The sequence below is a fragment of the Sporosarcina sp. P16b genome (assembly GCF_002743065.1).
GTDB lineage: Bacteria > Bacillota > Bacilli > Bacillales_A > Planococcaceae > Sporosarcina.
In genome coordinates this window covers 453,866-475,100 of record NZ_PDYO01000002.1, presented here as the reverse complement: position 1 = coordinate 475,100, position 21,235 = coordinate 453,866, and the positions used below count along the sequence as shown (strand labels likewise).

Genomic DNA, 21,235 nt, shown 5'->3' with positions numbered 1-21,235 from the left:
ATTTTCCGGAAAACATGTGAAATCCACATGAAGTTTCAAAAAGTTGTCGAAACTTCATTGAAATTTCGTAATCATATTTTATAATCATAACAGCTAAACGAATAGATAGGAGAATGAAAAGATGAAACGTTTTGGAATGTTTGTCATGAGTACGGCAATGATTGGTATTCTCGCTGGTTGTGGTCAAGATGAAGAGGTACCGACGGAAGCTGTTTTACCTGAACCAATTGAAGTAGAACTTACAGTACCTGAACAAGGAAATGTCAATGAACCGGTATTCATTACTACACACGTGACACAAGGTGAAGAAAATGTAGATGATGCATCAGAAGTGGAGTATGAAATCTGGGAAGAAGGCAAGAAAGAAGACAGTATTCACGTAGAATCAACCCATGATAAAGACGGTATTTATTCAGCAGAAAATACATTTGAGACAGATGGTATGTATCACGTACAGGTTCATGTTACTGCGCGGGGGATGCATGTCATGCCAAAAAAGCAAATCCAAATCGGAGATGCGAGTCATCAATCGGATGAACATGAAAGTGCACAAGACGATCAACATCATGAACATGGCGATGGAGTGGAAGGATTATCTCTTCATTTCATGCAACCTGAGTCAGCAAAAGTAGCGACAGATACAGTGTTGATGACACATGCACAGCTTGACGGTGAAACATTAAAGGCACAAGTCCGCTATGAAATCATCTCGGCAGATAAAGAAACCACATGGGTAGATGCGGATGAAGCGAAACCGGGTGAATATACAGCCAACTATCAATTTCCTAAAGCGGGCAGCTATCAAGTGATTATCCACATTGAAAATGAAGAGATACACGAGCACGAAGAACATACTGTAGAAGTAAAATAAATATCATCCCTCGTCACTCCGGTGGGGAGGGTATTTTATTGGGAAGTAAAAGCTGTAATTCATTGATGAAAAGGGTTACACTAGTATACGTGAAAGATTAACCAACAAAGAGGAGTGTTAGTATGACAAACTATCCAGAGAAAACATGTTCTATCGAAAGACTTGTAACAATTCCAGAAGATGTACAAAAAGTACTCAACGGTGAAAAGTGGGCGACTAGACGTAATGGTGTGTATGCATATCCGGGCGAAATTATGACGTTAGAAGGCAAAGAGTACAAAATTGAGAAATTGTATGAACAAACACTCGGTGAACTAACAGATGAAGATGCCAAATCTGAAGGTCATGAAACAGTTGAAGAATATAAACAGGCGATGTTGTCCATCCACGACAAAATGCCTTGGCTTCCTAAAATGAAAGTTTGGGTGCACGAATATAGCCCAGCTCAGAAATAATCTCTTAAATGAACTATTATTACGGAGCGATTGTCTATGCGCACGTAGTATCGGCTGTAATTTCAGTAGGCCCATTATTTCTCCTACTGCCATTAATACGTCGGCTACGTACTGCTAAAGCAGAAGCGGAAGACATCTATCTTGCGTTTATCCGGGTCATTATACGACTCGTTATGCACTCAGGCCATGTGCTTGTTGTGACCGGTATCTTATTAATTTTATTTGGTCCATGGCCATGGAACACCTCGTGGGTTATTCTCACAATAGGCGTCATGTTGCTGTCCGGATTCTTCTTGGCAACTGGTTTCTCCTCTGTATTGAAAAGATTCCATGAACCAAGCAATGATAGGGAAGCAGTGGTCAATAAGTTGCAACGCACTGCCTGGATCTATATTGGACTGCTGATGGTGATGCTTTGGCTGATGGTACAAAAACCGGCAGTCTGGTAAAATTACATAGCGAGCAAAAAGATGTGTACATTGTTGCACATCTTTTTTATTGTAGGATTTGGTTTGACAGTAAAAATTACAGCGAATATGATGAAGATAGCAGTTTTTTGAAAGGAACGATTTGAAGATGAAAATGAAAGTACTCGGTCTACTGACGATCTTTGGGTTGCTATTGACGGCATGCAGTCCAACCGGTAGCAATGAAACAATAAAAATAGGCACGACGGCAGGAATTTATGCAAAAGTCATCGATCAGGCATTAAAACCGGCACTTGAAGAGCTAGGTTACACAGTTGAAATCGAATCGTACGTAGATTTAATCGAACCAAATAAAGCGTTGGCTGATGGCGAAATAGACGCCAACATCAACCAACAACAAATCAATCTTCAGCGGTTTAACGAACTATATGATTTGCCGATAGTGGCTTTAACGGAAGTTCCGAGTGTGGGTCTTGGCTTGTACTCCAACTCGTTGACATCAATGGACGATATTCCAAATGGTTCATGGATTACTATTCCAAATGATGAACTAGGCACGGCAAGAGCCCTACGTTTCCTTGAACAGCAGGGATTAATTTCAATAGATCCCAAAGCACCAACTTATGCGGTTACAGAAAAACAAATTGAGAGTAATCCGAAAAACCTAAACATCCAGCCCATCTTGATTGCTCAGCTGATTCCATCTATGGCAAGCGGTGATTTGGCAATTATTCCAGACAATTATATTATGGTCAATGAAATGGAATTGGACGATGCTCTGGCGCACGAACAGCTTGATGAAGAGTTGCAATATATTGTTGCAGTTAGAGAAGAAGATCGTGAGAAGGATTTTGCATTTGCGATTAAAAAAGCAGTAGCATCGAAAACATTCCAAGAAGCTATTGATGAACATTTCCAAGGCTTCGGAAAATAAAAACCACGTATGGACTCAACTATGAGCCATACGTGGTTTTTTCATCTGCATCTAATAGATGGGAATGTGATATTCCCATGTTCGTAACTACTTATATTAATTAATTTTTATCGCTAGCATATTCCGCCAAATCCTTCGCGTATTTACTCATCGAAGAAGTAGAAACATCGAATGCTTCCGCGATTTCTTTTAGTGTCATATCGAGTGGTTCAAAATAATTATTGTCTTGTCCATAACGGATTGCGCCCGCCGCAATTGCTAATTTCTTTCGTGCTTTTGGCTGCTCATCTACTAAAAAGTCTTCGAGCACTTCAAGCAAAGCCTTCGATTCTCGGTCATGTTGCAGTAAAAACTCATCAGCCGCCTCTATAACGCCTGCTTCAAATTCAGTAAACTCATCTCCGGTATAGCCGCTTTCACCAAGCGCAATCCAGAACTTCATGATGGATTCCTTTAGTGAAGAATTTTCTGTATCCGCAAGTGTTTTAGCAAACTGTTTGATTGCTTCCGAATGATCCGTCGGGAAGAAAATTAAACTGGAGACTGCTAAATAATTACCTTCAGATGTACCATCGGAAAGTATGAAGCAATAGAAGTGCACACCAACGGGAACAGGCTTATCGCTTTCTTTCCACAATTCAATCGTTTCGTCACCAAGAATACTTGTAGCTGTTAAATATGTATCCCCGACAGCAGTTACCTCACCGATAAATACACGTGGCTCTGACCATCTATCCAGTAATTCTAGAATAGATGGGCGAACGTGTTTTTTCTTCTGCTTTGCTACATAGTCATCCCAAATATCTCTTCGTTTATGGAAGAAGAATTCGTCAAGCGCTATCGTTTCAATCATTTCTTGTGGTAAATAACTATTTAATGAAGATTTCCACGTATTGGCAAATTCCACGAACGCCGGTATATCTGGTCGCTGAGGATGAATATCATAAAATGTTTGCAATAAGTGCTCCATTTCATCTGTCAACAAATCTTCAACTGTCACCGCATCTTTTCGTTCACAGCACTTTTTATATTTCTTACCACTGCCACATGGGCACGGGTCATTACGTCCAACCATTAAAACACTTCCCTTATTAAAATTACTACATATCTAAGTGTACCAAACGAGAGGCGAGTTCGCATGATATTTGTGTGATGACTAAACGGCAGTGAAATCTTCACTTATTGTGTACTAGATAACAGAACTGGAGAGTACTTAAATATGTGGGAGAAGGGATAGTATGCAGTATAAATTTTACTTTATATCTGGTGAAATATTGGATAAATAGGTTACTATTTTGTCTCTTCTTCCATATGCTATTTCGAGGTGACCTATGGAGCAGTCTATCTTGCTATTTTTATTGTATGCAGACATCTGTCTAATCACTGGCTTTTATATGTACATTAGAAAAGTGAGGAAATTGGTAGGTTTCCATTTAGGTATGAATATGAGCATGGTTATGGGCGGGATGGCTGCTTTGTTGTTTGGGATCATGCTTATCACACATTTGCCGTTTCACTTTACGTATATTACATTACTCTCGGCGATTATTGGAGGAGTAGTAGGAGCTTGGTTTGGCATGCTGATTGATTATCAGACGTTTGTGACTGGTTTGACGAATGGTCTGATTGTCGGGCTAATGGCGCCGATGATTGGCACTGTTATAGAGATGCAAATGCTATTTATCTGGTTTCTACATGCGTTCTTCATCGGTTGCTTAGGTATTTTATTCATTTCTATTAAAAGGGCGTGAAGGGGGTTATGCTACTTCTACTCTTGCTGTTCATGTGGTGTGTTGGTGAAATACTAGTCAACTATCGAATAGTAAAGAAGAAAGGATTGTTGTTTGACGACCGATTCACAAAAACAATTTGTATGGCGATTGCGTCCATCTCTTCTTTTGCCACAGCATTGTACTTAGAATTATTGTTGCCAGATATTCAAATGGCTACGTATTTATTGCCAATAATTCTTGGCGTGTGTATAGGTTGGCGATTCGGTTCACTTATTAAAGCACCTGCTTCATTAAATGGTCTTTATAACGGCGCGATTGGGGGAGTAATGGGCATGATGCCCGGTGCAGTGTTGAAAAATCCCGCGCTTTGCAATATCCCCCTTGAATCTAATTCATTGATTGAGAGTAATCTTTTTATCCTAACTATATTTATTGCCTTTTCCCATTCGTTGGTTTGTTTCTTCATCCGCTATTCGATGAGAGGGTGAAGATAGTTTGGGCATGAGAGGAGAAAAATAGTGAAAAAATCGATCATCCTGTTAATGCTACCTATCGTTTTTTGGATTTTATATGCGATGTGGTCGAAAGCGGTGGAACTACCCCAAATTGGAAAAGTACCTGAATGGCCTTTTACAGAGGTGGGCGAGAACAAGACAAACTTCCAGGGGAAACCGAAGCTTGTCACATTTTTCTTCACAAAGTGTCCCGATGTTTGTCCCACTACTATGTGGGATCTAACAGCTTTGCAGGAGGTAATGGAAGATAGGGGAATCTCTCAGGATAAGTATTTCATCATAGCTATCACCGTGGATCCTGAATATGATACGGAAGATAAAATAGTGCAATATAAAAAACTATTTAATATTGAAGACCCTAACTGGTTGTTTTTTAGGGGTACAGAAGAATCGACTAAAGCGTTTTCAAACTATCTGAATTTCTATTACGACAAAAATGAAGATGGATTCGTTACCCATTCAACTTCTATGTATATTGTCGACGATAAAGATTCGATACGAGCACAACATAATATGGCAACACGGAAAAATAAAGTAGCAATCGAAGAAATCGCTAATCATCTACAACAACTAATCAAATAGTTATAGCAGTACTTTTGAATTGGGGATAGGGAGGCGAACTTTATAAAGAAATCAAGTAGAAATCCTGAATTTTCCTCACCAACGAGTAATGGACCGGATGAACAAACGAGAGTGTTGACAGATTATATCGGTCAGAAAAACTTATTTAAGATAGCCGGAATTCATGAACCTCTCAGGAAGTCATTGACACTCAAAAAGTTCTTCAAAAGCAAACGAAATCAGCAAGTAGTCATTTCATCATCCGGGGAGATTGACAGCTGTTTGGAAACAGAAGGTAAAGTCGCGGCAATCGGCAGAGATTTTATTATGCTAACGAATCTACAGAAACGAATTTGGATCCCCTACACATATATTGAAACAGCAAATATCCCCTTTGGTTTTCCCTCTTATTCGAATACGCATCAGCATCATTTATATGATAATCAATTGCAAAAAAGGCTTACACTCCGATTTGGCGAGACCGTCAACAATAGGGAAGCACTCGTCCAACAATTTTTCGAGGAGTCTTTTCGGACCAACCTTCTTTCATGGAAAGGAACAAGAGTGGAAGTCGTCTTACACGAAGAAACGGTCAGCGGAAAGATCGTGAATACGACAAAGAGCGATTTGGAGCTCATGAGCTTTGGCGTAGTGCGCAAAATTCCTTTAGATAAGATTCGCTTTGCATCTACTCTTTCCCTATTTTCATTTTTGAAAAAAGAGATGTGGATGCTGATCCGTTCATTAGATAAAAAGGTAAAAGGAGGAATGGACAATGAAAAATAAAAAGTGTATTCAATCCCAGGATTTCTCGGGTTTATTAAATACAGAAGTACTCATTATCACTCACGCGATGCAGCTAAATCTATTAGGTCAAGTATTCAGACCGGTTTTTTGCGGTACTGTTTCGGAAGTGGGGGCAGGGCATCTTACCTTAACGCCTGTTACTGTCAAAATGGTGAATGCCCCTTTTTATAAGTTTCCGACACCGATCAGTATCCCCCTGGAGAAAATTGTTTCATTCTCGACAGAAGTGCCTTGTGATTTAGTCTTTCCGTTAACTTAAAAAGGAGATGGATACATGACACAACCAACTGAATGTCAGCCGATTAATATAATTCGTAAAGAAGGGATTAGTACTCACTTTAGTCAGAACATAAGCCAGAAAGTTTTAATTCTGACTGAAGCGTTTCCGTTTATGTTTATAGGAGAAATTATTAGTGTGGTAAATGATTTTGTGGAAATAAAAGTTCAAATAACGTCTATCCCTGCATTGGAAGGAAAAACATGGTTTGTGCATATCGACTCAATTGAAGTCTTCTATATCGAAACAGAAACAGGAATTAAAATCCCTGAATTAAAAGAGTAGAAAATGAGGTGAAGTGAGTGAGGAGACGCTACCATGTAGTAGCCATCCCCATACGGATTGTCTTAAACACGTTTGGTGACCACAATCCGAATGGTATGATGTATGTGCTCAAGGAAAATGAAGAAAAAGTGAAGCGGCTCGTAAAGAAAAATCCTTTCATGCCTGTTGATCTCGTTCAGCCGCTCTTTATCCGGGCGAATGAAGGAGATACCGTGGAAATTCTCTTCGAAAACAAACTTCCTTTCCATGCGGGTATGCATTTTCAGGAAGCAGAATACGATGTTTGCCAATCGGACGGAGCAAATGTTGGCTTCAATAAAGATACAACTATAGCTCCATGTGAAAAAATTCTATATAAGCTGCACTTAATGAAAGAAGGAAACTATTTCTTCTCAGACCTTGGAAATGTCTCAAGTGATCAGAACGGTTCCAACTCAAATGGTTTGGTTGGCGGCTTATGTGTACAAAGCCGTTTCTCCTGGTGGACTAATCCAGAAACAGGCAAGCCGATGAACAGTGGCCAATATGCAGATGTCCATCATCCTCTACTACCTTCCTTTCGAGAGTATGTGTGGATGTTTACAGATGAAATGGAAGTGAATGATTTAACAGGTAACAGGCCAATTAATCATTTCTCCAATCAAGAGGAAGAATCATTCCACGGCGCTAATTACCGTTATGAACCGGAAAATAGACGTGAACAATTAGTTGCGGAAGGGGTTGTCTGTCCGAACTGCGAAGGTGAGGAAGTACACCATGATTCATGGGTGTTCGGAGACCCGTCGACTCCGATTTTGCGAGGGTATGTCGGTGACCCTGCAAAAATCCGACTTTTCCATGGCGGAGTAAAGGAAACACATGTATTCCATTATCACGTTCACCAATGGTTCAGCGATCCAAGTGATTTGGCGTCAGAAATTTTGGACGCGCAAGCCATTAGTCCACAGAGCCATTATACAATCCAGCCTCTTTACGGTCTTGGTAGCTTGCAAGGTTCTTTCGGTGACGCAGTAATCCACTGTCATCTTTATCCGCATTTTGTTGCAGGGATGTGGGGGATGAACCGAGTCTTCAACACCCTTCAAGATGGCAGTCAGTGCTATCCGAACGGAGTGCCAATCAGGTCTCTTAAGCCCCTTCCAGACAGACCAGCGCCGCCTAAACCAACCAAGATGAAACCTGGGTTCCCAAATTTTATTCCAGGAAAAGTCGGTATGAAAGCACCTCGTCCTCCAATGGGGATTGTCGGGGGTAGAGGGCTGACTGAACTGGAGAAGAACGCAGCAATCGAAAATCCCCGACCGGGTGCTGTTTTTACTGACCCGTGTCCTGAAGGTGCGCCTATTAAAGAGTTCAATATCTCACTGATCGAGATTCCTCTAATTTATAATCGTGAAGGTTGGCATGACCCAACTGGGCGGATATTCGTACTTGACGAAGATTTGGAGGATATCTGTTCTGGAAAGAAAGCACCGGAACCGCTAGTCATTCATGACTCCAGTCATACGCGCTATCAAATTAATTTCACGAACCGGCTGCCGCATATCTTGGATGGTGATGCCTTCCAGCTTGTCACGCGAACTTATGAGGCCGGTATGCATATCCACTTTGTAAAGTTTGACGTGCTCGTTAATGATGGAGCGAATGTAGGCTGGAACTATGATTCTTCTGTTTTATCAGGTGAGACCATCCGATATTCTTATTATGCCGATACAGAGCTTAAAGCCTGGTTCTTCCATGATCATTTATTCCCCGGTGCCCACCAGCAGCATGGTGTCTTTGGAACAGGGGTTGTTCATCCGCGTTTTTCTAAATATCTTGATTCGTCGACTGGCGAAGAAGTAGATCAAGGAACAGAAGTCACTTGTGTCAATCCGCTGATTCCTGATTACAGGGATTTTGTAATATTTGCACAGGACTTCACACACTTATTTAATAAAGACGGTAAACCATTAGCACCTCCGCCATTCCCGGGCTCTCCGGATGATCCAGGATTGTTTGGAGTGAACTATAAAAATGAGCCACTGCAATTCCGTTTAGGCAAAGACTGCGATCCCGCTTATAGTTTCAGCTCATATGTAAAGGGAGACCCAATTACCCCGATATTTAAAGCTTATGAGGGAGATTCCATTCGGATCCGTCTGCTGCAAGGGGCACAGGAGGAATCCCATAGCTTTAATGTACATGGTCTACGTTGGCTACAAGAGCGTGGGGATCTGAATTCCCGATTGGAAAACCAGCAGCATCTCGGCATATCCGAATCATTTACTATGGAGATGAATGTGCCGCGATCGGGTGATTATTTATGGACTTTTGAAACAGAAGAGGATTTATGGAATGGGTTATGGGGTCTGATCCGGGCATACGATGAAAAAGTTCCTGAACTAATCAAACTTCCAGATCGGCCCGAACCGAAAGAGCGTTCAAAACCTGTGCCGGAATGTATAGGGATCAAACCACCATCAGCAGCAGATCCAACTATTGAGATTGTGGAAGGGCCTCTGCGAAAATACGATGTTGTAGCTTTTCAAACCTCGATCCAGTATAACTTGTTCGGTGATCATGATCCGAATGGCATTATTTTTGCATTGCGTGAGAATATGGAAGCGATACGGGAAGGTAAAATGGAACCGGTACCTCTCATTTTACGTGGCAACGTTGGGGATACAGTCGATGTTACGTTAACTAGCTATCTGAAATCAGAGCTGTTCCCGTTCAAAGACGGAATCTCTCCATATCCGATTGTGAAGGAGCAAGCATTTTATCCTCCATCTCTACGTATTTCCCTTCATGCCCAATTACTTGATTATGATGTGAAGACATCTGCCGGAGAGACGGTAGGATTTAATGGAGATCAAACTGTTGGTCCGGGTGAATCTAGAACATATCGTTGGTATGTCGATTCCGCTGTTGGTGTGTGTGGCATGTGGGATATGGCAGATATTCGCAATCACCGTTCGCAAGGCGCGTTCGGAGCGTTTATTGCTGAGCCTAGGGGAACGGAATATTTGGATCCATATACATTGCAGCCAGTGTCAACAGGAGCGAATGTAATCCTGCGGAATCCGTACTTACCAGATACAAGGGAGTTCGTAATTGTGATGCATGACGGTGTAAGGCTGCTAGATAAAAATAACCAAGTCATTTTTGATCCTGTGGACGGTATTTTGCTTGCTCCGCCAGAGATAGACGGAGATTTGCTCGATACGTATGATCAGGGATCACGCGGCTTTAACTACCGAAGCGAGCGCCTGATCAATCGTTATCGGCAGCATGCAAAAATCCATGATCTATTCAGCTCTGACGTTTTTGGTGATCCTTCTACCCCTATATTTGAAAGCTATGTGGGGGATCCAGTCACTATTCGATTAGTTACAACCGCTGAAAGACGAAGAACTCATACATTCCACCTCCACGGTCACCGTTGGAAATTTGATTCGAAAAATATTCATTCACGAACAGAATCATATGTCGGATTTAATGTTGCGGGAGCTAAAAGAAATTTAGAGTTGCTTGGCGGTGCAGGAGCTTATAGCGGATTCTACGGAGACTTCATGTATCGGTCAGGAAACATTCGCTGGGATATCGAGCAAGGGATGTGGGGGATTATGAGAGTGTTCAAAGAGCTTAAAACGCATCTCCCAAAACTAGATAACTAGTCTGTTGAAAAACGGGAGGTGTAAAAATGGGGAACAAAAGAATAAAGAAAAAACGGCAGAAAAAACAAATGCAAAAACCGGACTTCTTTATACCAAAAAAATGCTGTCCTAGACGGGCAGGAAGTCCAGAATTGCCATCTCCAGAAAGCTGTCTTCCTCTTGAAAAACGTGAGGAAGTAGACGAGAAAATTGCAGAAACCAATCGGTTATTACTGGATTTAGCACTTGACGATAACCGGTCCATTCAAGAAACGTTTCAACGGGCTTTTGACGGGCTGATTGGTCTAGAAGTAGAAATAATAAATCCTTTAAATGAAACCATTTCCGGAGTAGTGATGAGGGCGGCATATGATTTCATCCTACTAAGCCGAGAAGATTATAAAATCATCGTACCATACGAGCAGATTGAATCGGTCAAAGCCTCGGGCTACTATTCTGAACAATTGCCAAAGGCCAATTTAAAGAATATCGACCCACATTTACGTAGGAAGCTAACATTTCAGTTTGGAAAAGTCGTTGCCTCTTCTCCAGAACTTATTCAGCGATTCTTCAAAATTCCATTAGCGGTCTATTTGCTGTTGTTTGAAGGGCAGACGATAAAAGTTAGGGTAGGTACATTACTGATCGAAGGTGTACTTGTGAATTTGAATAAAGAGTCGATTGTATTGAAGTTGGCTAATGAAACAAGGATCATTTCAATCCGAAATATTGGTCATATCCTAATTAGTAAATAAACAATCAGTCCCTGTAAACTCGGGGACTGGTTGTTTGATTTTTTATATTACTTGGTAGGGTTTTTAGAAGGGCAACCCCCTAGTGTCTTTACAGATGAAATTTTGTCGATTGGAAATAGCAATGTTTCCCCGATAGGATGTCCTCTTTTCATTCCTTTTAACTCATCAGTACGATTAGAGTCTGTAGGCAAATCTTCCGCTTTCCCATTTACGAATATCTCGACAAAATTGGAGCCAACAAAAACGATAGTACCCTTAACGATTTCATCATTGTTTAACTGGAACTCTGCTTCACAACAAACCATTTGGCGCAAACGAAAGTTAAGACCGTTTTGCAGACCGCCTAAACGAATCATAAAGCACGGACAGCATAAGTCTTTTCTACAACGGGTGCAGTATTTTTTACAGTGATTCTGACAGTAATTCTTCTTATCACATTTACAATTAACTGGCTTTCTCAAAGCATTCACCTCCCACTGTTCTTTGTAGTATATGAATATCTGGCACTTGGGAGGTAATGTAACAACCTAAGAAAGTTATAGAGTCTAGTGATTCATTTTTAAAAATAAATAGTGGATGTACTTCAATCAACCATCCAGACACTTACTTTTTTATAATATGTAAATGGCGAAGGGTACAAAGCAGGAGGCAAGTTCGCATGTTATACATAACGAAATGACGTTGAAAAAATTAAAAAGCACTCTTTGAATCTACATGATTCGAAGAGTGCTCCTTTACGTAGTATTAGTCATTTAAACTCTTGATGAATTGTAAGACCTCGTCCGCGGTAGATAGGGAAAGAATATGATCTATTTGACTTTCCAAAGCGGTCTTGGACAGGTTCTGAATTTGTGAACGTGCACGAAGGATTGAAGATGCACTCATGGAAAATTCATCTAATCCCATCCCGAGCAATATAGGAATTGCCGTTTCGTCACGTGCCATTTCTCCACACATGCCTACTGCTTTACCTTCTTTATGAGCCGCGTCAATAATCAATTTAATAAAGCGCAAAATTGACGGATTATATGGTTGGTAAAGGTAAGATACGTTTTCATTCATCCGATCAGCGGCCATCGTATACTGAATTAAATCATTTGAACCAATTGAGAAGAAATCTACTTCCTTGGCAAAGACATCAGCCAATATAGCCACAGCCGGTGTTTCAACCATAATACCAAGTTGAATCGTTTCGTTTACCTCGACTTTTTCACTGATGAGTTGTTGTTTGACGTCTAAGAATATTTCTTTTGCTTGTCTGAATTCTTCAATCGTTGTGATCATGGGAAACATGATCCGCAAGTTTCCATGTATACTAGCACGCAATAACGCCCGTAACTGTGTTCTGAACATCTCTTCATTATCGAGACATAGGCGAATTGCTCGTAAACCTAAGAATGGATTAGCTTCATGCGGTATTTGTAAATAAGATAATTCTTTATCTCCACCAATGTCCAGAGTTCGAACAACGGTAGCGCTTCCGTTCATTTGTTTTAACACACTTTTATAAGCTTCGAACTGTTCATCTTCGGTCGGAAATTGTTCTTTTTCCATGTAAAGAAACTCCGTGCGAAATAAACCAATGGTTTCCCCGCCGTTTTTTAAGACACTTTCAACATCGTCAGGAGTTCCAATATTTCCTGCTAATTCAACGCGATGACCATCAAGCGTGATAGTAGGTTCATGCGCAAGCAATTGCCATTCTGCCTTTTGCTTAGCAAATGCTTGTTGCTTTTTTTGATAAGCGACTAAAGTTTCTGCGTCAGGGTTCACAATAATTTTCCCGGCTTCTCCATCAACAATAATAAGTTCGCCGTTTTGAATCGTGGCCATTGCCGTTTTACTTCCGACAACGGCTGGAATCTCCAATGTTCTCGCTAAAATTGCAGAGTGAGAAGTAGGCCCCCCAATATCCGTCACAAATCCTTTAATGAGTTCAGGGTTCAGTTGAACAGTATGAGAAGGCGTCAAGTCTTCCGCAATGATAACGACCTCTTGTGTAATATCTTCGGGTGTTTGAATGCTTACGCCAAGCAAATGGGAAAGGATTCGTTTCGTCACATCCCGAATATCAGCGGCACGTTCTCTCATATATGGATCGTCCATCGCTTCGAAAATGGACACGTATAAGTTTGCCGCTTCTTGTACTGCATATTCGGCGTTCACGTGTTGCGTTTGAATCATATCTGTAATAGCAGCGTGTAATTCTGGATCGTCGAGAACGAGTAAATGTGCACTGAAAATAGCTGCTTCCTGATCACTGAACTTTTCCTGTGTCTGTTTCTGAATAGTCGTCAATTCTGATCGGGAATGGGAAAGTGCCATTTGTAGACGATTTATCTCCGCTGACACGTCTGAAATGGATTCCTTCAGTACAGTCAACTCAGCATTTTCTAGACGAAAGGCCTTGGCGATAGAAATACCATTGGAGGCTGCTATGCCCTGAAGGATATTTTCCATTAGTCTTCTGCGCCTTCAGAACGTAATAATTCCTCCAACTTATTCATTGCTTCTTTTTCATCATCACCATCTGCAATTAACGTAATGGTAGATCCTGCAGCGACACCAAGTGACATCACTCCAAGAATAGATTTTAGATTTACCTTCTTTTCTTTATATTCAAGTGAAAGTTCTGATTTGAAAGGAGTAGCGGCAGCGACCAATTGGGCAGCTGGACGTGCGTGAAGCCCTTCACCATTGCTGAATACGAATTGTTTTTTTATCATTACGATAACCTCCTATGAATTGTTTTGAATGTTTTTGACTGCTTATGAATGATTATGATAGATTTTATTGAAAAATTCAAGTAATATGTTGTTATTGATAGAAAAGGTGGGTTGCGCATGCTGACAAATGAACGATATGAATTAATCTTAAAAAAATTGGCTACTTATAAAACGGTGAAGATTACGGAATTAGTAGAGGCAACCGGCGCATCTGAATCTACCATTCGAAGAGATTTAACTGAACTCGAAACGCTCAATAAACTTCAACGTATTCATGGTGGGGCCACAATGCCAGATCGAGATATGCAAGAGCTAAGCATCTCAGCCAAGTCGGAAAAATATTTCTCAGAAAAAGTAAAAGTGGCATCCTTGGCAGCTAGTCTAGTCAAAGAAGGGGATTTCATTTATCTTGATGCGGGGACAACTACGTTTCACATGATACCTTTTCTAAAAGATCGTAATATAACGGTGGTAACAAATGGGCTGACACATGTGGAATCCCTAACGGATTATGGCATTTCCACTTATTTAATTGGAGGCCATGTCAAAGCTACGACAGGTGCGCTCGTTGGGCAACAAGCTAGGAACTCGTTGAAACAATATCATTTCAATAAATGTTTTTTGGGTACGAATGGGGTTGATCCTGTTCACGGATATTCGACGCCAGATCCTGATGAGGTCACTGTGAAAAGTTTGGCAGCAGAGCAATCAAGAACTACTTATATAGTGGCGGATCATTCCAAAGTGAATAGAAACAGTTTTATTAAATTTTTATCTATAGAAGAAGCAGTGTTGCTTATTGACGAAATACCAGACGATATTCTAAATGAACTGGAAGAAAAAACGTTAGTAAAGGTGGTACAGAAATGATTTTCACATGTACATTCATGCCGACAGTAGACTATACTGCTTACTTATCTAATTTTGAGCGTGGAGAACTGAATCGTACAAATGAAGTGTATTACTATCCAGGTGGAAAAGGTATTAACGTATCACGGGTAGTTCACAGACTAGGTGTAGATACGGTAGCATGCGGTTTCATTGGAGGCTTCACAGGCGACTATATTGAGGACTTTTTACAAAAAGAAGGTATAAAAACTGATTTTATTCGCACCGCAGATATTACCCGAATCAATGTGAAAATCAAATCCACTGATGAAACGGAGTTAAATGGGCCTGGGCCGAGTTTAAATGAAAAAAATATTCAAGATCTTCTTGAGCGAATTGGACGACTAACTGAAAATGACTGGTTAGTGATTGCAGGAAGAATACCAGAGTCTCTACCTTCGTCATTCTTATCTGAACTTGCCGCACTTTGTGAAAAAAATAAAGTGAAGCTTGTAGTGGATACATCAGGACCTGCTTTGAAACAGATCATGGAAGTAACTAAGCCATTCTTGATCAAGCCGAATGAACAGGAACTTGGAGAATTGGTTGGTAAGCCCATTCATAGTAAACAAGAAGCAGTTGGTTATGCCAAAAAACTAGTAAGTGAAGGTGTTCAACATGTGGTGATATCGATGGGCAAAGAAGGGGCGCTCTATGTATCACCTAATGAAACATTGGCAGCCACTGCACCAAAAGGTAAGCTTGTCAATTCGGTAGGTGCGGGGGATTCATTAGTATCAGGTTTTATCGCATCCTTTTCCAAAGATGGACATGCGGGAAATGCTTTTAGATATGGAGTTGCTAGCGGTAGTGCCACCGCTTTCCAGTCGGATTTATGTGAAAAGGAAGATGTTGAGTCGTTATTGAGTCAAGTGATCATTACGAAATTATAGGAAGAGGTGCTATTCTATGAAAATCACACAGTTATTGACAGAGGATACAATCAACCTTCATTTACAATCTAGATCGAAGGATACGGTTTTGTCCGAAATGATTCAGCGGTTATATGATGCAGGGAAGTTACGTGACAAAGAACAGTTCACGAATGATATTCTGCATCGCGAAAGTCAGAGCACAACGGGTATTGGTGAAGGAATCGCTATTCCACACGCGAAGTCAGCTGCTGTTCAGTCGCCTGCTATCGCATTTGGCCGTTCTTTAGAAGGTGTGGACTTTGATTCGCTCGATAGCCAACCGGCACATTTGTTTTTCATGATTGCAGCTAGTGAAGGGGCGAACGACGACCATTTAGATGCACTGTCTAGATTAGCAACATTTTTGATGGATACTTCATTTCGCGATAAAATCTTGTCTGCACAAACAGCAGCGGACGTATTGCAAGCGGTTAATGATAAAGAGTCGGAGTTAGATGAAGAGGTAACAGAAGAAGTACAAACCAAGCAAGAAGAGAAATCAGCGGTACGTTTGCTAGCGGTTACGGCTTGTCCGACTGGAATTGCGCATACGTATATGGCTGCTGAAAAATTGAATGAGAGAGCAAAAGAACGTGGCCTTTCATTAAAAGTAGAAACAAACGGTTCATCGGGTGTGAAGAATAGATTAACCGATGCAGAAATAGCAGAAGCGGATGCCATTATTGTGGCAGCAGATACGAAAGTGGAGATGGCACGATTCGCTGGAAAACATGTGATCCAGACGAAAGTTGGAGATGCTATCTATGAAACGGATACATTACTGGACAGGGCGATTGAAAAAGATGCACCGATTTATCAGCTAGAAAAAGGTCAGGAAGATACATCATCGAGTGACAAGAAGAGTGGATTTTATAAGCATTTGATGAACGGTGTATCAAATATGCTTCCATTTGTCGTCGGTGGAGGAATTTTGATAGCGCTCTCTTTCTTCTGGGGAATCGAATCTTCCAATCCAGACAGTCCAGAATACAATGCCTTTGCTGCTATGCTTAATACTATTGGTGGCGGAAAAGCATTCTTCCTTATGGTTCCTGTATTGGCCGGGTTCATAGCTTCCAGCATTGCGGATCGTCCTGGTTTTGCTCCCGGTATGATCGGGGGTCTGATAGCCATCACCGTTTCAGGCGTAGATGGAGTGGGTGGAGGATCAGGATTTTTAGGCGGTCTCATTGCAGGATTTTTAGCAGGGTATATTACTTTACTCGTTAAGAAACTATTTGCTCGTTTACCTAATTCACTAGAGGGATTAAAACCCGTGCTATTTTATCCCGTTTTTAGTATTGCAGCGACAGGATTAATTATGTTGCTTATCAATCCACAATTGGCCAAGCTATACACAGGATTTTCCGCTTTCCTTGAAGGGATGGGCGGTACGAATCAAATTTTGGTAGGGTTAGTCATTGGAGGAATGATGGCTGTCGATATGGGTGGTCCGGTTAATAAAGCGGCATACACATTTGGTATTGCCATGCTTGACGCGCAGAACTTCCAATTTATCGCGGCAGTAATGGCTGGCGGAATGGTGCCACCGCTTGGTATGGCGATCGCGACTACATTATTTAAAAATCGCTATACAAAGACTGAGCGTGAAGCAGGGAAAACGGCGTATGTGCTCGGGGCATGCTTCATAACGGAAGGTGTCATTCCGTTTGCCGCCGCTGATCCATTGCGAGTTATTCCGGCTTCAGTAGTTGGGGCTGCGACTGCAGGTGCATTAACGATGGCATTTGATATCGCTTTACGTGCACCTCACGGAGGAATCTTTGTCATGGGACTCGTTGAAGGTGGGATCAGTAAGATTCTACTGTATGCATTCGCAATCATTATTGGTTCGGTCATTACAGGCTTAATTGCCGGCGTGTTGAGAAAGAAGCCTGCTTGATATCAAATTATATAACTAGTAACGGCTGGCTGCGCTATGTCATTAGTTTACATAGCGTGGCCAGCTTTTTACTCTTTATATCCAATTTTACTGCAACATGGTAAACTATGTAAGAAGCATATATTTGTATGGGTCGGGGAAATTTTACAATATAAAGTATGAAGGAATTTTTAACTATGTGGGAACGTTGAGGACAAAACACTATCGAAAAGGGGAATAGCTACATGGGATTGTTTGATGGACTCTTAGGGAATGCTTCAGTCGTAAACAAGGAGGAAGTGAAGAAAGAACTAGAATTGATCTGGGCGGAAGGTGAAGAAGTAGAAGCGGCATTTAAGCTTGTGCGCGATTTAATCGTATTTACGAAAACGCGATTAATACTAGTTGATAAGCAAGGAATCACAGGAAAGAAAGTGGAATACCATTCGGTGCCATTTAAAAGCATCTCCCATTATAGTCTAGAAACTGCAGGTACATTTGATATGGATGCAGAATTGAAAATCTGGATATCAAGCTCACTGACTCCGCATATTGAAAAGCAGTTTAGAAAAGATAAAGCTATTTATGATATTCAAAAAATATTAGCAACGGTTTGTGTTTAAACTACATTACACTTAATGAAGCGGTACTTTCTGTAATAGAAAGTGCCACTTCATCCTTACTTCATTTTTGGTGATGTAACGTTTTCATACGCAATAAGTGTCACACCTAATTTATCTTCCAAGCGATTCAGTGCATGTAAATCATCGGTGCTCAATTCCGCAAGCGTCGCATCTTTATTTGTCATTTACATACCTTCCTTTCCTAGTTTACATCTATAGTGGCTAAATCGTTTCAACCTATACATACGAGAAATTAGGAGGCCATGACATGTACGATCCAACCGTATTTGAAAACTTAAAAGTTGCATTTGAGAATCATCTGTATGACTTGGACAACTTGGAACAAGCAGTCCATATTTTACATCGTAGTGATCAATTGGATTTAGCGATGATGGCTAGGGAGTGTACCATTCGTTTTTCAAAAGTTGGCTTTCCGACTGTCCTCGTCGATCTTACGTTACATTCCTCACTCAAGGATTTGGCGGATGAAATACTTGAAATTAAAGGCACGGATCCAGGCTGCCTGCTTACATTGCTCGTCCGCACATGTATACAAGATGTAGATAAAGAATGTGAAGAGATTGCGTGTATTCTTCGTACCATATGGGAAAACGATGTCAGTTACACACAAACGCTCAGCTTCCGCCATGAACAAACAGAACCAGGGTTCATGAACCGGATCAATATTCATTTCAAACCAAAATTAACTGAAGAACATATGGGTGAAATCGACGCATTCCTAAAAAGTGTACTGGACATGATGGAGCAAATTGGTGAGGTGTCAAAACGTTAGAAGAAGCGCTTCATTTTATTTTTTAAATCGATTTCCAGTGTTCACATAAATCAATGCAAAGCCGAGTACTGCCACGAAAAGTGATAGCCCCACTATGAAATATATATCATTCTTCAGCAGTTCACTAACTGCGAACAATCCGACACAAAAACTTAAAGAGAACATAATCTTCGCCATGAATTTGCATAACGCACGTTCATTGATCTGCATCTTTTTCTCCATGGGCATCGTATTGTAACCTGAAAGCAAAGATGCACCTTTCCCTTGCCAAAGTGCGATACCGTACACAATAAATGCAAGTAGAATGACGATATCCAGTAGCAAGCCGACCATAATCATCCCTCGTTTCATAAAAAATAGAGTGAACTCTGTAACGAGTTCACTCTATTCTACCTGATTAACCGGTAGCCTGACGAGTCTTTCTAGTCATCGATAACGAGATAGCTGCACAGATGAATGCGATGATGACAAGTACGCCACCAACAGCGGGCATATTCGTCACCGTGCCCGTCTGGCTGTACACGATGCCACCGACACCAGAACCAAGCGCGATTCCGACTTGCAAGGCCGAGTTATTGAAACTCTGGTGTACATCAGAAGTAACCGGATCACTTTGAATAATGTAATCTTGTTGTGCTGGTGCCAACGCCCAGCTCAATCCGCCCCAAACCATCATGAAGATGATGAATAGTGGAATCGAGAATGTAGAGTAAGGCAGGACGAATAAACTAATCGCAAATGCACCAAGAATGAGTAAAATACTTTTCTTGGAACCAAGACGGGTTGCCAGTCCACCGCCAAATGCTCCACCTGCTACAGCCGCTAGTCCAAATAAGAAGTAGAATACACTAATCCAATATGGACTCAATTGCATCGTGGTCTCTAGGAACGGTGTAAAATATGCATACACGGTGTAATGACCTGCGAGCATGAACATCGTTGCCATATGAGCAAAGAAAATCTTTTTATTCGCCAATGCTTTAATTTGAACGGAAAGCGGCTGTACTTCGCCAGTAGGAATCTTCTCTAGAAACTTGGAAATCAATACAATTGAACCGACTGTCAAAAGTGAAATGCCTAGGAATACAGTTCGCCACCCAAAAGCATTTGTTATAACAATCCCAATCGGTACACCGAGCACAAGTGAAGAACTGATTCCCATATAAATATAGCCAAGTGACTTTGCTCGGACTCTAGGCTCCACCATACGTGCTGTAATCGTTAGCGACAGCACAATGACGAGTGCCGCACTTGCAGCTGTCAAAACACGGGCTGCCATCATTAAACCGAATGTTGGACTAAAATATGTCAGAATGTTTCCTAATAAAAATACAAAAAGCGTGAGTAAATATAATTTCTTGCGTTCTACCTTCGCGGTTAGTGACAATAACACAGGTCCTGCTACCGCGTACACGAGAGCGAATACTGTAATTAGTTGTCCTGCTGTTGCAATTGAAACATTTAAATCATCAGCAATGACGGGCAAAATCCCACCGACCACCAATTCTACTAGCCCAACAGTAATAGCGGACACTGCCAATAATAAAACACGTAAATCCAAAACAATTCCTCCTACTAGTGTCTCTACACAGTTTTTTGAATAGAAAAATCCCGATTACAAAAATGATTTTGTAATCAGGATTTAACGGTTCCTGGTAGAGACCCTCGAACCATATTATCGAGGTTATACATGTTGATTCCGTAATGAAATTTTCTATTGTTCAATTTATCATGGAATGTGAGATATGGCAAGTTAGACAGTTAGTAATCTAAAGTAAAAGGTACATTCATACTGCTCAATTGGATGGTTGCAATGGTCTCAAGTTGTAAAAATGATTATAATCAAGTATACTTTTCCCGATAAACTTGTCCGAATTATTACAGTGATAAAGGATGGATATACATGACATTTGAAGAAATATTGCCACGTTTGAAAGCTGGAGAGAAAGTAATCCGTAGCAACTGGGATGGAGCGGAGTTATATGTGAAACTAGTAGGAGAGAGCGAACAGGACGGCAAGAAGTTAAATCCTTATTTCGTGATTGACGTAACGGGTGAAGGATACACCATGTTCACACCAACTGTTTGTGACTTGCTTGCGGAAGATTGGGTAATCGTAGAATAATACAATGAATCGAAGCCCATGAGCC

At 41.0% G+C, this 21,235-nt stretch carries 25 protein-coding genes and 1 riboswitch; of the genes, 18 read left to right on the top strand and 7 right to left on the bottom strand.

Features of this window, described 5'->3' with window-relative positions; genetic code table 11:
- Positions 1 to 121 precede the first annotated feature (121 nt).
- The 4 genes from CSV77_RS05405 to CSV77_RS05390 all read left to right on the top strand — a co-directional run bounded on the left by CSV77_RS05405 (position 122) and on the right by CSV77_RS05390 (position 2,688).
- Positions 122 to 871 (top strand): FixH family protein, encoded by a 750-nt coding sequence (locus CSV77_RS05405; protein WP_099672578.1) that lies wholly within the window; start codon positions 122 to 124, stop codon positions 869 to 871.
- Between the two features lie 122 nt (positions 872 to 993).
- The gene (locus tag CSV77_RS05400) at positions 994 to 1,326 is read left to right on the top strand and encodes an ASCH domain-containing protein (protein ID WP_099672577.1); all 333 of its coding nucleotides are present in this window, start codon (positions 994 to 996) and stop codon (positions 1,324 to 1,326) included.
- A gap of 8 nt (positions 1,327 to 1,334) precedes the next feature.
- A complete protein-coding gene (locus CSV77_RS05395) occupies positions 1,335 to 1,775 on the top strand; it encodes a hypothetical protein (RefSeq protein ID WP_099631459.1) in 441 nt (146 codons plus the stop codon).
- A gap of 127 nt (positions 1,776 to 1,902) precedes the next feature.
- Entirely contained in the window at positions 1,903 to 2,688 is a 786-nt protein-coding gene (locus tag CSV77_RS05390) for a MetQ/NlpA family ABC transporter substrate-binding protein (protein WP_099672576.1), read from the top strand.
- 100 nt (positions 2,689 to 2,788) lie between these two features.
- On the opposite strand, the gene CSV77_RS05385 is transcribed toward CSV77_RS05390, so the two are convergent.
- On the bottom strand, positions 2,789 to 3,763 hold the full coding sequence (locus CSV77_RS05385; protein ID WP_099672575.1) for an SEC-C metal-binding domain-containing protein: 975 nt from the start codon (positions 3,761 to 3,763) through the stop codon (positions 2,789 to 2,791).
- 256 nt (positions 3,764 to 4,019) lie between these two features.
- Here CSV77_RS05385 and CSV77_RS05380 point away from each other — a divergent pair, with 256 nt between their 5' ends.
- The 8 genes from CSV77_RS05380 to CSV77_RS05345 all read left to right on the top strand — a co-directional run bounded on the left by CSV77_RS05380 (position 4,020) and on the right by CSV77_RS05345 (position 11,259).
- Positions 4,020 to 4,439, top strand: a complete 420-nt coding sequence (locus CSV77_RS05380; RefSeq protein ID WP_099636836.1) for a hypothetical protein — start codon at positions 4,020 to 4,022, stop codon at positions 4,437 to 4,439.
- An 8-nt stretch (positions 4,440 to 4,447) separates the two neighbouring features.
- Positions 4,448 to 4,909 carry a hypothetical protein gene (locus CSV77_RS05375; protein WP_099672574.1) on the top strand — a complete coding sequence of 154 codons (462 nt, stop codon included), beginning with the start codon at positions 4,448 to 4,450 and terminating at the stop codon, positions 4,907 to 4,909.
- 30 nt (positions 4,910 to 4,939) lie between these two features.
- Complete coding sequence (locus CSV77_RS05370; RefSeq protein WP_233212176.1) at positions 4,940 to 5,518, top strand: SCO family protein; 579 nt, start codon at positions 4,940 to 4,942, stop codon at positions 5,516 to 5,518.
- A gap of 111 nt (positions 5,519 to 5,629) precedes the next feature.
- Entirely contained in the window at positions 5,630 to 6,283 is a 654-nt protein-coding gene (locus CSV77_RS05365) for a hypothetical protein (protein WP_233212175.1), read from the top strand.
- Positions 6,273 to 6,563 carry a hypothetical protein gene (locus CSV77_RS05360; protein WP_099672572.1) on the top strand — a complete coding sequence of 97 codons (291 nt, stop codon included), beginning with the start codon at positions 6,273 to 6,275 and terminating at the stop codon, positions 6,561 to 6,563. Before CSV77_RS05365 ends, CSV77_RS05360 begins: the two co-directional genes overlap by 11 nt.
- 15 nt (positions 6,564 to 6,578) lie before the next feature.
- The gene (locus CSV77_RS05355) at positions 6,579 to 6,866 is read left to right on the top strand and encodes a hypothetical protein (protein WP_099672571.1); all 288 of its coding nucleotides are present in this window, start codon (positions 6,579 to 6,581) and stop codon (positions 6,864 to 6,866) included.
- Between the two features lie 17 nt (positions 6,867 to 6,883).
- On the top strand, positions 6,884 to 10,525 hold the full coding sequence (locus CSV77_RS05350) for a cupredoxin domain-containing protein (protein ID WP_099672570.1): 3,642 nt from the start codon (positions 6,884 to 6,886) through the stop codon (positions 10,523 to 10,525).
- A gap of 26 nt (positions 10,526 to 10,551) precedes the next feature.
- The gene (locus CSV77_RS05345) at positions 10,552 to 11,259 is read left to right on the top strand and encodes a hypothetical protein (RefSeq protein WP_099672569.1); all 708 of its coding nucleotides are present in this window, start codon (positions 10,552 to 10,554) and stop codon (positions 11,257 to 11,259) included.
- 47 nt (positions 11,260 to 11,306) lie between these two features.
- On the opposite strand, the gene CSV77_RS05340 is transcribed toward CSV77_RS05345, so the two are convergent.
- The 3 genes from CSV77_RS05340 to CSV77_RS05330 all read right to left on the bottom strand — a co-directional run bounded on the left by CSV77_RS05340 (position 11,307) and on the right by CSV77_RS05330 (position 13,985).
- Positions 11,307 to 11,615, bottom strand: a complete 309-nt coding sequence (locus CSV77_RS05340) for a hypothetical protein (RefSeq protein WP_144034659.1) — start codon at positions 11,613 to 11,615, stop codon at positions 11,307 to 11,309.
- A gap of 388 nt (positions 11,616 to 12,003) precedes the next feature.
- Positions 12,004 to 13,719 carry a phosphoenolpyruvate--protein phosphotransferase gene (gene ptsP / locus CSV77_RS05335; protein WP_099672567.1) on the bottom strand — a complete coding sequence of 572 codons (1,716 nt, stop codon included), beginning with the start codon at positions 13,717 to 13,719 and terminating at the stop codon, positions 12,004 to 12,006.
- The gene (locus CSV77_RS05330) at positions 13,719 to 13,985 is read right to left on the bottom strand and encodes an HPr family phosphocarrier protein (protein WP_099631464.1); all 267 of its coding nucleotides are present in this window, start codon (positions 13,983 to 13,985) and stop codon (positions 13,719 to 13,721) included. Before CSV77_RS05330 ends, ptsP begins: the two co-directional genes overlap by 1 nt.
- A gap of 117 nt (positions 13,986 to 14,102) precedes the next feature.
- Here CSV77_RS05330 and CSV77_RS05325 point away from each other — a divergent pair, with 117 nt between their 5' ends.
- The 4 genes from CSV77_RS05325 to CSV77_RS05310 all read left to right on the top strand — a co-directional run bounded on the left by CSV77_RS05325 (position 14,103) and on the right by CSV77_RS05310 (position 18,292).
- Positions 14,103 to 14,855, top strand: coding sequence for a DeoR/GlpR family DNA-binding transcription regulator (locus CSV77_RS05325; RefSeq protein WP_099672566.1), 753 nt, complete (start codon positions 14,103 to 14,105; stop codon positions 14,853 to 14,855).
- Positions 14,852 to 15,766, top strand: coding sequence for a 1-phosphofructokinase (gene pfkB, locus CSV77_RS05320; RefSeq protein WP_099672565.1), 915 nt, complete (start codon positions 14,852 to 14,854; stop codon positions 15,764 to 15,766). The genes CSV77_RS05325 and pfkB overlap by 4 nt, the downstream gene beginning before the upstream one ends.
- A 16-nt stretch (positions 15,767 to 15,782) precedes the next feature.
- The gene (locus CSV77_RS05315) at positions 15,783 to 17,690 is read left to right on the top strand and encodes a PTS fructose transporter subunit IIABC (protein WP_099672564.1); all 1,908 of its coding nucleotides are present in this window, start codon (positions 15,783 to 15,785) and stop codon (positions 17,688 to 17,690) included.
- A gap of 224 nt (positions 17,691 to 17,914) precedes the next feature.
- Entirely contained in the window at positions 17,915 to 18,292 is a 378-nt protein-coding gene (locus tag CSV77_RS05310; protein WP_099672563.1) for a PH domain-containing protein, read from the top strand.
- A gap of 56 nt (positions 18,293 to 18,348) precedes the next feature.
- On the opposite strand, the gene CSV77_RS17235 is transcribed toward CSV77_RS05310, so the two are convergent.
- Positions 18,349 to 18,477 carry a hypothetical protein gene (locus CSV77_RS17235; protein WP_255397318.1) on the bottom strand — a complete coding sequence of 43 codons (129 nt, stop codon included), beginning with the start codon at positions 18,475 to 18,477 and terminating at the stop codon, positions 18,349 to 18,351.
- Positions 18,478 to 18,560: 83 nt separating this feature from the next.
- Here CSV77_RS17235 and CSV77_RS05305 point away from each other — a divergent pair, with 83 nt between their 5' ends.
- The gene (locus CSV77_RS05305) at positions 18,561 to 19,085 is read left to right on the top strand and encodes a hypothetical protein (RefSeq protein ID WP_233212174.1); all 525 of its coding nucleotides are present in this window, start codon (positions 18,561 to 18,563) and stop codon (positions 19,083 to 19,085) included.
- Between the two features lie 15 nt (positions 19,086 to 19,100).
- Here the strand turns inward: CSV77_RS05305 and CSV77_RS05300 are convergent, their stop codons facing one another.
- Positions 19,101 to 19,418 (bottom strand): DUF3784 domain-containing protein, encoded by a 318-nt coding sequence (locus CSV77_RS05300; protein WP_233189595.1) that lies wholly within the window; start codon positions 19,416 to 19,418, stop codon positions 19,101 to 19,103.
- Between the two features lie 64 nt (positions 19,419 to 19,482).
- A complete protein-coding gene (locus CSV77_RS05295) occupies positions 19,483 to 20,646 on the bottom strand; it encodes an MFS transporter (RefSeq protein WP_099631471.1) in 1,164 nt (387 codons plus the stop codon).
- A gap of 51 nt (positions 20,647 to 20,697) precedes the next feature.
- A riboswitch (purine riboswitch) is annotated at positions 20,698 to 20,797 on the bottom strand.
- A 191-nt stretch (positions 20,798 to 20,988) separates the two neighbouring features.
- Between CSV77_RS05295 and CSV77_RS05290 the strand changes: the two genes are divergently transcribed.
- Positions 20,989 to 21,210: a DUF2829 domain-containing protein gene (locus CSV77_RS05290; RefSeq protein ID WP_099672561.1), complete on the top strand. Its 222-nt coding sequence runs from the start codon at positions 20,989 to 20,991 to the stop codon at positions 21,208 to 21,210.
- The last annotated feature ends 25 nt before the right edge of the window (positions 21,211 to 21,235 follow it).

Excerpts from the sequence above, each read along its gene's own strand:
- CSV77_RS05290 (WP_099672561.1), top strand. The coding sequence starts at position 20,989 with ATGACATTTGAAGAAATATTGCCACGTTTGAAAGCTGGAGAGAAAGTA.
- CSV77_RS05400 (WP_099672577.1), top strand. The coding sequence starts at position 994 with ATGACAAACTATCCAGAGAAAACATGTTCTATCGAAAGACTTGTAACA.
- CSV77_RS05340 (WP_144034659.1), bottom strand. The coding sequence starts at position 11,615 with ATGATTCGTTTAGGCGGTCTGCAAAACGGTCTTAACTTTCGTTTGCGC.
- CSV77_RS05330 (WP_099631464.1), bottom strand. The coding sequence starts at position 13,985 with ATGATAAAAAAACAATTCGTATTCAGCAATGGTGAAGGGCTTCACGCA.
- CSV77_RS17235 (WP_255397318.1), bottom strand. The coding sequence starts at position 18,477 with ATGACAAATAAAGATGCGACGCTTGCGGAATTGAGCACCGATGATTTA.
- CSV77_RS05355 (WP_099672571.1), top strand. The coding sequence starts at position 6,579 with ATGACACAACCAACTGAATGTCAGCCGATTAATATAATTCGTAAAGAA.
- CSV77_RS05310 (WP_099672563.1), top strand. The coding sequence starts at position 17,915 with ATGGGATTGTTTGATGGACTCTTAGGGAATGCTTCAGTCGTAAACAAG.
- CSV77_RS05305 (WP_233212174.1), top strand. The coding sequence starts at position 18,561 with ATGTACGATCCAACCGTATTTGAAAACTTAAAAGTTGCATTTGAGAAT.
- CSV77_RS05380 (WP_099636836.1), top strand. The coding sequence starts at position 4,020 with ATGGAGCAGTCTATCTTGCTATTTTTATTGTATGCAGACATCTGTCTA.
- CSV77_RS05345 (WP_099672569.1), top strand. The coding sequence starts at position 10,552 with ATGGGGAACAAAAGAATAAAGAAAAAACGGCAGAAAAAACAAATGCAA.
- CSV77_RS05325 (WP_099672566.1), top strand. The coding sequence starts at position 14,103 with ATGCTGACAAATGAACGATATGAATTAATCTTAAAAAAATTGGCTACT.
- CSV77_RS05360 (WP_099672572.1), top strand. The coding sequence starts at position 6,273 with ATGAAAAATAAAAAGTGTATTCAATCCCAGGATTTCTCGGGTTTATTA.
- CSV77_RS05375 (WP_099672574.1), top strand. The coding sequence starts at position 4,448 with ATGCTACTTCTACTCTTGCTGTTCATGTGGTGTGTTGGTGAAATACTA.
- CSV77_RS05300 (WP_233189595.1), bottom strand. The coding sequence starts at position 19,418 with ATGGTCGGCTTGCTACTGGATATCGTCATTCTACTTGCATTTATTGTG.
- ptsP (WP_099672567.1), bottom strand. The coding sequence starts at position 13,719 with ATGGAAAATATCCTTCAGGGCATAGCAGCCTCCAATGGTATTTCTATC.
- pfkB (WP_099672565.1), top strand. The coding sequence starts at position 14,852 with ATGATTTTCACATGTACATTCATGCCGACAGTAGACTATACTGCTTAC.
- CSV77_RS05385 (WP_099672575.1), bottom strand. The coding sequence starts at position 3,763 with ATGGTTGGACGTAATGACCCGTGCCCATGTGGCAGTGGTAAGAAATAT.
- CSV77_RS05405 (WP_099672578.1), top strand. The coding sequence starts at position 122 with ATGAAACGTTTTGGAATGTTTGTCATGAGTACGGCAATGATTGGTATT.
- CSV77_RS05390 (WP_099672576.1), top strand. The coding sequence starts at position 1,903 with ATGAAAATGAAAGTACTCGGTCTACTGACGATCTTTGGGTTGCTATTG.
- CSV77_RS05315 (WP_099672564.1), top strand. The coding sequence starts at position 15,783 with ATGAAAATCACACAGTTATTGACAGAGGATACAATCAACCTTCATTTA.
- CSV77_RS05395 (WP_099631459.1), top strand. The coding sequence starts at position 1,335 with ATGAACTATTATTACGGAGCGATTGTCTATGCGCACGTAGTATCGGCT.